The 5,066-nt window shown below is 66.8% G+C and carries 4 protein-coding genes; 2 read left to right on the top strand and 2 right to left on the bottom strand.

The genetic code is table 11. From position 1 onward, the window contains the following. Positions 1-461: 461 nt before the first annotated feature. Entirely contained in the window at positions 462-1,475 is a 1,014-nt protein-coding gene (locus ABD378_RS43670) for a trypsin-like serine protease (protein ID WP_344531039.1), read from the bottom strand. Positions 1,476-1,878: 403 nt separating this feature from the next. Between ABD378_RS43670 and ABD378_RS43665 the strand changes: the two genes are divergently transcribed. Continuing rightward, a complete protein-coding gene (locus ABD378_RS43665; RefSeq protein WP_344531036.1) occupies positions 1,879-2,934 on the top strand; it encodes a hypothetical protein in 1,056 nt (351 codons plus the stop codon). Between the two features lie 363 nt (positions 2,935-3,297). Here ABD378_RS43665 and ABD378_RS43655 read toward each other — a convergent pair whose 3' ends face one another. Continuing rightward, on the bottom strand, positions 3,298-4,107 hold the full coding sequence (locus ABD378_RS43655) for a hypothetical protein (RefSeq protein WP_344531034.1): 810 nt from the start codon (positions 4,105-4,107) through the stop codon (positions 3,298-3,300). An 80-nt stretch (positions 4,108-4,187) separates the two neighbouring features. Here ABD378_RS43655 and ABD378_RS43650 point away from each other — a divergent pair, with 80 nt between their 5' ends. Continuing rightward, entirely contained in the window at positions 4,188-4,460 is a 273-nt protein-coding gene (locus tag ABD378_RS43650) for a hypothetical protein (protein WP_344531032.1), read from the top strand. Positions 4,461-5,066: the final 606 nt, after the last annotated feature.

Genomic DNA, 5,066 nt, shown 5'->3' with positions numbered 1-5,066 from the left:
CCCTCCTTGCGACGCCTGAGCCTCTACGCTCCAGTCGAGACCTAGATCGGGAGTGGCCAGAGACGGTCAGTGACTGTTTGAGATCTCTGTTCGTCGGCATCGGTGGGTTGGATGCCGGGGTTACTCCTGCGTGGCTTCGTTCGCTTTCAGCGACAGCGTTTGTCGATGAGTTTCAGCAGCAGTCGGCCACCAGCCGACTCGTGGATGTTCACGAGAAATGACGGCAGTGCCGGGTCGTCCAGGTGAACGGAGCGATCGACATCTGTGACGGGGCTCTGCCACTCGAGTCCGGATTCCCGCGATCTGGACGAAGGTGCGATGAGTGGCCATTTCCGATGGCGGGTTATTGGCCTTGAGGGCTGGTTGGGTTCTGCTCTTCGGGGGAGCGAGCGTGCAGGACGCGGCGAAGGAGGGCGGCCCCTTGGCGAGGGGGCCGCCGTCCTGGGTTGCGGCGGGTGCGCTCAGGCGGCGTGGCGGGTCTTACGGCGGCGTACGGCGAGGGCGGTGCCGCCACCGGCGGTGATCAGCGTGGCAGCCACGCCGGCAATCACCGCGGTGTTGTCGTTCGTGCCGGTCTCGGCGAGGTTGGCGTCCTTGGCCGCAGCCGACGAAGCGCTGTTGGTCTCGGCGAAGTTGGCGTCCTTGGCCGCAGTCGACGGAGCGCTGTTGGTCTTCATGGTCTTGTTGATCCAGCCCGCGTAGGCGGGCGCGCTGGTGTAGAGGCCGGGGCCCTGCGAGCACGGCACGTTCGGGGCACCGGGCCCGGAGGTGACGCCGATCAGCTCCCAGCGGCCGTTCCGGCCCTTTTGGACCTGCGGTCCGCCGGAGTCCCCGAAGCAGGCCATGGCCTTGGGCACGGTGGTGATCGTGCACAGCCGGGTCCGGTCCGCCCAGCCGGGCGCGCACTCGGACTCGGCGCCCCTGCGGGTGTTCAGCTCCTGCAGCCGGTCCGGGAACTTGAACTCGGTGTCGACGGTGGTGCCGAAGCCCAGGAGCCGGGTCGGCGTGCCGGGCTTCCCTGCCTGCTTGGCAATCTTGATGGGTTGCTGGGCGACCGGGCGGTCCAGGCGTATCAGCGCGATGTCGTCCTTGTTGGCGACCTTGTTGTCGCCGTTCACGTAGCCGGGGTGGACGAAGGTCCGGTCGATCTTCCGGACGGTGCCGCCGGACTTGCGGTGGTCGCTGCCGACCCGCACGATGCCGTCCAGCTTGATGCCCTCGACCTTCAGGCAGTGGGCCGCCGTCAGCACCCACTGCCGATCGATCAGCGACGCCCCGCAGTTCCCGTCGATCAGACCCTGCTCCGGGGCCGACTCCGGGATGGTCGCCATGAACGGGTAGCTCTCGGTGGAGTCCGACCCGTTGACGATGGCGCTGGCGCTGCCGGCCATAACGGTGACGCAGGCCGCGGCGGCGAGAGCGCCGATGGCAGCGGTGCGGGCGGTACAGCGACGCAGCGGCTTGAAGCTGAACACAGAGGGTTCCCTTTTGCTTGGTGGACCGTATGCATTCAGCCTCGTTGTCCGATGCCCGCCGGACCATCCGGCCAGCGGGCCGGTCGATGGTGGGGCCAGCCCCCCTCTGCACTGGGGAAAACCCGGCGCCCGGAGTGTGGCTTGCCCAGCCCCGTTCGCCAGGAGCATCCCGAAGCTGCCCCAGCAAGAACCGCAGTGCTGTCAAAACTCGTGAACATCACCCGACCGTCGATCGGGGCGCCTCCCAATCCCGTGAACAACCGCTGTCACGACCCGTGAATAAAGCCACCCTGCGCCTTGCTGGACGGAGTACTGGGATGCCCACCAAGCTAGGTAGATGCTCTTGCGCAGATGGTGGGAGGGGCGGCGACGGGCCTGGCAGGACCAGAGGTTGGCATCGCAGATGAACGAGTTCTACGACTCTCTCACGGAGTCGGACAGGGCGTGTTCCTCCCGTGTCGCTCTAGAGTACGGCCGCGCGCTCCGACCTCGATATCAGCCTCTTTTGAACGCGAAGGCCGCCTCAACGGACCCCTACTATGTTGGGCTGTCCTCGGCTTTGGGAAGCTTCACGCACGTCTCCAAGCGAGTTGCCCTAGTCACCGGCACGATGCTGTTGTCCGACCATGGTGTCGGCGAGGTTCACGAACTCGGCCAGGTGACTGAGGCTTACGGGGGGTCCCTATCCACACATGACATCGATTTCCGGCCTGCTCCTGCCCACGCTACGACGCGCTACGGGATGGTGACGGAGAATCTCGCCGAGTTGGGCCAGTGGCTTCTGAACGCCGAGCCGTTGATGCGCAGAGGGCTGGTCTGGTACGGGCCGGTCTTCGCCGAAGGAGAGCCTGGGGTAAGCGACGTGGATGCTGGGCACGCATCACGGACGGATCCTGGACCGCCGACGGTCATTGACCGGTCCATCGATTTCTTAGTGGAGAACGGCCGTGCCGTGGACCTATCACGGGACAAACCGTTCGCCAGCAAGGTGGTGCGGCCGGTCCTGGAAATCGATCTCCCTTTCATCGACAGCCTCAGCCTCAGCGATTTCGCACAAGTCACCAGCGATGAGTTCGACTCGTACAGACAGTTCCGCACGTTTCTCCGCTCGCGGCTCTTTGAACTCGATGACGCGTTGGAAACCGTTGACTCCCAGGTGGCCCTGGAACGAGTCGCGCTGTCCATCAGGGACGAGATGGAAGCTGCCACTGCGGAGATGAACCGAGCCGCCCGGTCCCAGGCCCTCACACGCTCCGGTGCCGTGCTGAGCACGACAAGTGCCGTCCTTGCTGCTGTCCGTCCCGATGCCCTCCAAGGCGCCCTTGCTGTCGGCTCGACGGTCGCGGCTGGCGCGGCTGGCCTTTGGCCGACCATCCAGGCATTCGCAGATGGCAGAGCCAAAGGTGCCCCGGGCAAGTGGCACTACGTGTGGGTTCTGCAGAAGAGGTCCTCCCGTTGACTTCTCTCGGAGTGCCTCTGCTACCAGGAGGACTTGTCAACTGCCGTCACCGTGGCGCTTCCTGAGAATGGCACCCCCCCCGAAGTCGTCCTCCGCGAAGCCGACGGACGCCTGTCCGCACCACTGGAACGCACCGCCCGCTGCGCCCAGAACCGCGCCCGCCTCGTACAGGCCCTTTCCACGCGGCTGGACCGCCTCACAGAACCCCTCCCGGCCGCCACGTAGCCGGGCAGGGACGCGGCCCATGATCCCAGGGTGCCGCTTCCCCGGGTCAGCGGAAGACCCGTTCGACTTCGCCTGACCACACAGCAGCGGGGCCGGACAGGATCACCCTGCCCGGCCCCGCTGCTCGTTCCCGTCTGCTCACCGGCTGAGGCGGATGCGCGGCCCCCACGCGAACTCGAGGTCGTCCAGCAGGATGACCTCCAGCTCCTTCTCCCACTGGCCGCGCAGACCGAACGGGTTGGTCTCCATCCGCTCCAGGATGACCAGGGTCTCGGGCTGCCCGATCAGCGCGTACCGGCCGTGCGAGGCGGGCCTACTGACCGGCCCGTACGCGCGCAGGAGCTCCTCCAGGCGGGCGCGGTGCTGTTCCACGAACGCCTCCAGGCGCTCGATGTACCCATCGCGTTCCGCGGTGCGCACCGTGCTCAGCGCGACGTCCAGGAACGCACCGTCCGGCCAGTGCCGCTCGCTCGAGGCGGCCAGGGCCCACGGGAACTGCTCCGCGGCCGCCAGGACGTCCTTCGCGTCCAGTGCTGCAGCCGGGGGCGGTTCCTCCACCAGAGCCTCCTCCGGGATGGGGGAGGCGTGCTTCCGAAGGTGGGTGAGCAGCAGGGCACGGGAGGCGGCGCGCCCGCGCTGCGCCGCCGCGGTGGTGTCGGCGATGCGCAGCAGGTAACTGGCGACGCCGCGGACGCCAGCGAACCAGCCGTCCTCGAAATGTCCCTCGGACCCGTGCGGGGCGCTGCTCTCGGAGATCCAGGTATGCGCCCCGGCGACCGCCCCGGCCTCCAGCTTCGACACGATGTCGTCCGCCTGCTCGTCCGCGATCCCGAAGGCGGCCAGGGCCTGGAAGACAGTGAACCTCGCCGCCGTGGCCTCGCCTTGGTGGTGGCTGATGCGGGCCAGCTCCTGGCCGTACGCGTCCGCGTCGTGCTGCTCGGTGCTCATGCTGCCCACTCCAGTCCGAGGTCGGCCAGCGCGGCGAGCTTGTCGGCGGTCAGCTTGGCCCGGCGGCGCGGAAGGAACCGATGCTCTCCTCCCGCATCTTCATCTGGCAGCACGTCACCAAGCTCAGTCTGAAGGAAGTTCAGCAGGTCATCCCGCTCTACCACCCCGTCTGGGCCAGGGCCGATCCCGCGAACATCGCGTTCGCTGACCGCCACGCAGCACACGGCAACTTCCGGAACTGGGCCCGCCTCACCGCCCACACCCTGACCGCACTCGAACGGACGGGGCGCGACTACCCCGACCAGGAAGTGCTCCGCTGGGCCTTCAGCAGACTGGGCAGTTGGCGGGACTGACTGCGCAGCTTCACTGATCCTCGACAGTTGTCACTTGTCGGCGAGCGGTGAAACTGCACAGTCGTCACGGTTCTGACGTGGTGCTGTGCAGTTTCGGTGAGCGGGTCTAATGGTGGGTCTGCTCACTAAATCTGCGCAGTACCAGGGGCCGTTAGGTGTTCTGACTTGCGAGGGTCGTCGGCCTACCCGCCGCTGCGCAGGTTGGTTGAGCACTGCGCAGATTCAGCGATCGCTGAAAAGTGAAGTGCAGATTTTGGATTACATTGGTGGGGGGCTGTAATTCCAGAGTCTATCTTTGGCTTCAAAATGAAGCACTCTGGGCGGTGCCCTCCCGAGGGAGGGCACCTGGCGGTTGCTCAGTCTACTCTTGATGGGCTCGGCTGGGTGGCTGAATCACCCCCACCCCCTTGCTGCTGGGCCGTTAGGCCCGGGTCCTGGAGGCGAAGCCGGAAGGGCTGTTGAGTGGGGGAGCGAAGCGGACTCACTGGGCCGGAGCGCAGCGAGGGCCTGCACTCCGGGAGCGCAGCGGACGGAGTGTCACCTGCCTTGCGCAGCAAGGCAGGTGAGCGTGGGGCGCAGCCCCACGCCTCCGCTTCCGCGGAGCGG

It is taken from the genome of Streptomyces rectiviolaceus (assembly GCF_039533825.1).
GTDB lineage: Bacteria > Actinomycetota > Actinomycetes > Streptomycetales > Streptomycetaceae > Streptomyces > Streptomyces rectiviolaceus.
Note: the sequence above shows the minus strand (reverse complement) of the source record. Positions and strands in the feature narration are given on the sequence as shown.